This is a genomic window from Streptomyces capoamus, from assembly GCF_014654935.1.
In the GTDB taxonomy this organism is placed as follows: domain Bacteria; phylum Actinomycetota; class Actinomycetes; order Streptomycetales; family Streptomycetaceae; genus Streptomyces; species Streptomyces capoamus.
Genome location: NZ_BNBF01000018.1, coordinates 80,460 through 84,096, shown reverse-complemented (window position 1 = coordinate 84,096; position 3,637 = coordinate 80,460). Strand labels below are relative to the sequence as shown.

Here is a 3,637-nt window from a genome sequence, read left to right as displayed (position 1 = left end):
CGATGACGTCGTAGCCGCCGTCGGCGAGTTCGGAGGGGTAGAAGGGGCTCAGCCACAGGGCGTCCACGCCGAGCCCGGCCAGGTGGCCCAGCCGCTCGGTGATGCCCCGCAGGTCGCCGAGGCCGTCGCCGTCGGCGTCGGCGAAGCTGCGCGGGTACACCTGGTAGACGACGGCCTGCCGCCACCAGTCGGGGTTCCTGGACGAGAGGTCCGGCGCGAGGTCGGCCATGCGGGCTCCCATGGGGGACGGTACGACGGTACGGAATCTGTATCTGTCCACCTTGCCCGGAAAGCGAACCCCTCCTGCGGCGCCACGCGCCCCGCGCGGGACGGGCGCACGGCATTTGTGATCTTGCCTACCTGTACCGGTATGCGGCTATGCAGGACACCGCGTACCCGCCTACGGTGGGCGGGCCGTGGTGTTCGGGAAGTCGATGCAAGGTCGACGCGGCCCTCGCCACTGTGATCGGGGAGTTCCCGTTCCGTCCGGCTCGCGCCGGGCCACTGGTCGCAGGACCGGGAAGGCAGGAACGGCGGACGTTCGACCCGTCAGCCAGGAGACCGGCCACGGCAGCTCACGAAGTGATCCACGAGGTGCTGGAGCGTGAACCCGATGGCCGATGCTGCGTCTTTCCGCTGGCGGCGAGAGGACACCGTCAAGACGGCGGGACTGCTGGCGGTGATCGTCGCCCTGCACGTCGTCGCCTTCGGCATCCTGTACCTCCTGGTCGCGCCCCACCACTACAAGGTGGGCACCGACGTGTTCGGGGTGGGCCTCGGCATCACGGCCTACACCCTCGGCATGCGGCACGCCTTCGACGCCGACCACATCGCCGCGATCGACAACACCACCCGCAAGCTGATGGCCGACGGCAAGCGGCCGGTGTCGGTGGGGTTCTGGTTCGCGCTGGGGCACTCCAGCGTCGTCGTGCTGCTCGCGCTGCTCATCGCGGGCGGCACCTCGCTGGCGGGACGGGTGATGAACGAGGGCTCCACCACCCACCAGGTGCTGGGCTTCCTCGGCACGACGGTCTCGGGGACGTTCCTGTACCTCATCGCCGCGCTGAACCTGGTGGCGCTGGTGGGCATCCTGCGGGTGTTCCGGGCGATGCGCGCCGGGGCGTACGACGAGCGGGAGCTGGAACAGCACCTGGACTCGCGGGGGTTCATGAACCGCGTGCTCGGCCGGCTCACCCGGTCCGTCTCCCGCCCGGGGCAGATGTACCCGCTGGGCTTCCTCTTCGGCCTCGGCTTCGACACGGCGACCGAGGTCACGCTGATGGTGATGGCGGGCTCGGGCGCGGCGGCCGGGCTGCCCTGGTACGCGATCCTCTGCCTGCCCCTGCTCTTCGCCGCGGGCATGAGCCTGTTCGACACGCTCGACGGCACGTTCATGAACTTCGCCTACCAGTGGGCGTTCTCCAACCCGGTCCGCAAGGTCTTCTACAACCTCGCCATCACCGGTCTGTCCATCGCCGTGGCCTTCTTCATCGGCACCATCGAGCTGGTCGGCGTCCTGCACGAGAAGTTCGGCCTGCACGACGGCGTCACCGGCTGGATCGCCGGCCTCGACCTGGACAACGTCGGCTACCTCATCGTCGCCCTGTTCGTGGTGGTGTGGGCGGCGGCCCTGGCGTACTGGAAGGTCGCCCGGGTGGAGGAACGCTGGACGGCGACCGCCGCCGCGGAATAGCCACGCCTAGCGCGCGACCGTCTCCAGGTACAGCCTCACGTAGCGGGCCGCGTCCACCTCCAGGGCCACGTCGACCAGCGCGCGTTCCCGGCCGCCCTCGTGGATCTCGGACTCGCCGAGGCGGGGGCGGCGGTCCACGACGGTCTGGCCGCGGGTGGGGCCCGGGGCGAGGGAGACCTCGACCGGGAGCAGGCCGGTGGTGAGGCCCGCCGGGTCGGCGACCGCGCACACCGCGCCGGCGTCACCGAGACCGCCCGCCTCCTCGGCCTCGGGCGGCTCCCCCTGGTGGGCCGGCCGGTGCGCGAGCAGCTCGCCGGCCAGCCGGGTGCCGGGCTCGGCGCTCGCGCGCAGCCGGTGCACCTCGGCGGCGTCCACGACGACCTGCCGGAACACGTCCAGCCCGTACATGGTGACCGGCACCCCGGCGGTGAGCAGGATCGCCGCGGCCTCCGGGTCGTGCCAGACGTTGAACTCCGCGACCGGGGTCGCGTTCCCGATGCCCACCGCGCCGCCCATGAACACGATCCGCTCGATGTTCCGGGTCACCTCCGGATGGGTGCGCAGCAGCAGGGCGATGTTCGTCAGCGGCGCGGTCGGGACGAGCGTGACCGGGCGCGGGCTGGCGAGGATCTCGCGGTGCAGCAGGGTGACGGCGTCGACGTCCACCGGGGTCCGGGCGGGCGCGGGCAGGCCCAGGTCCCCCATGCCGTCGGCGCCGTGCACGGGGGCGGAGCGGGCGGGCTCCAGCAGCGGGCGCTCGGCGCCGCGCGCCACCGGGATGTCGGGGGCACCCGCCTGCTCCAGCACGGTGAGGGTGTTGCGGACCACGCCGTCCACGTCGGTGTTCCCGGCCACGCAGGTCACCGCCCGCAGGTCGAGGCCCGGATGGCGGACGGCGAACAGCAGGGCCAGGGCGTCGTCGACACCGGTGTCGCAGTCGATGATCACGGGGATGGGCTGACCGGTCACGGCGGACTCCTTCCGTCGTGCCGACGATAGATCAGGCGCGGACGGGTCCTCACCCGTACGGCGCGGAGCGCTGGTGGGCCGACCGGGCCGGTGGTGCCGTGAGAGCAGGCACCCCGCAGGCCGCACGCAGCCCAGGAGGCACCGATGTCCCCCGCGATACGCGCGCTGTACGACCGCATGCCCCGTGGCCTCGCCCGCTCTCTGGCGGCCACCGGCCTGCTCACCGCCGGCGGCTGCGCGGCGCTGACGCTGAACCACCCGGCGAGCGCCCCCTACCCGCTGCCCACGGTGGACCCGCCGAGCCGGACGGCGAAGTCCTCCCCGCGGGCCGACGGCTCCACGCTCAGCGACGAGCAGGCGCAGGCCGCGCTGGTCAACGAGAACGACCTGGGCGCCCCCTGGACCGCCACGAGCGGGGCGGCCACCTGGCGGGACGGGCTGCTGAAGACGCACACCTCGGTCGGGGAGTGCCAGCGGCTGCTGGACGCGCTGTACAGCGACGAGATCCTCGGCGCCCCGGCCCGGGTCACGACCGGCCTGGACGACACCGACACCGACGCCCAGCTGCGCTACCAGATCGCCGCCCGCCGGCCGGCCGACGTGGACGCCGCATTGGCCTGGCTGCGGACGCTGCCGGCGCGGTGCGCGCGGTTCACGGCCACCACGGAACTGGGGCTCGTGGAGGACGTCCAGGTCGTGGACGCCCCGCTGCCGGAGGTCGGGGACGCCCGGCAGGGCCTGCGCGTCACGCTCGCCACGACGACCCCGGACGGTCAGCAGTACCTGCTCACCATGGACGTGGCCGCCGTCCGGGTCGGTGAGGACGCGTTCGCGCTCACCAACGCGGGCCTCGGGGACGTACCGAACGACGCGACGCAGACCGCCGTGCAGATCGGCGCGCTGCGCCTGGCGGACATCCGCAAGCAGGGCCACGCGCAGGTCTGAGGGTCACAGCGGGGGCTGGGCCGGGGCCGG

The 3,637-nt window shown here is 73.0% G+C and carries 3 protein-coding genes, 1 pseudogene and 1 riboswitch; of the genes and pseudogenes, 2 read left to right on the top strand and 2 right to left on the bottom strand.

Translation table 11 applies throughout. The features are described from left to right. Positions 1-229 (bottom strand): annotated as a pseudogene (locus IE312_RS41865) (alpha-amylase family glycosyl hydrolase); the annotation flags it as partial. Between the two features lie 171 nt (positions 230-400). Then, positions 401-584: riboswitch (cobalamin riboswitch) on the top strand. A gap of 29 nt (positions 585-613) precedes the next feature. On the opposite strand from IE312_RS41865, the gene nicT reads away from it, so the two are divergent. Next, on the top strand, positions 614-1,693 hold the full coding sequence (gene nicT / locus IE312_RS26100; protein WP_189984771.1) for a Nickel transporter NicT: 1,080 nt from the start codon (positions 614-616) through the stop codon (positions 1,691-1,693). Between the two features lie 6 nt (positions 1,694-1,699). Here the strand turns inward: nicT and IE312_RS26095 are convergent, their stop codons facing one another. After that, the gene (locus IE312_RS26095; RefSeq protein ID WP_189984770.1) at positions 1,700-2,662 is read right to left on the bottom strand and encodes a nucleoside hydrolase; all 963 of its coding nucleotides are present in this window, start codon (positions 2,660-2,662) and stop codon (positions 1,700-1,702) included. 177 nt (positions 2,663-2,839) lie between these two features. Here IE312_RS26095 and IE312_RS26090 point away from each other — a divergent pair, with 177 nt between their 5' ends. Then, positions 2,840-3,607 (top strand): hypothetical protein, encoded by a 768-nt coding sequence (locus tag IE312_RS26090; protein WP_189984836.1) that lies wholly within the window; start codon positions 2,840-2,842, stop codon positions 3,605-3,607. Positions 3,608-3,637: the final 30 nt, after the last annotated feature.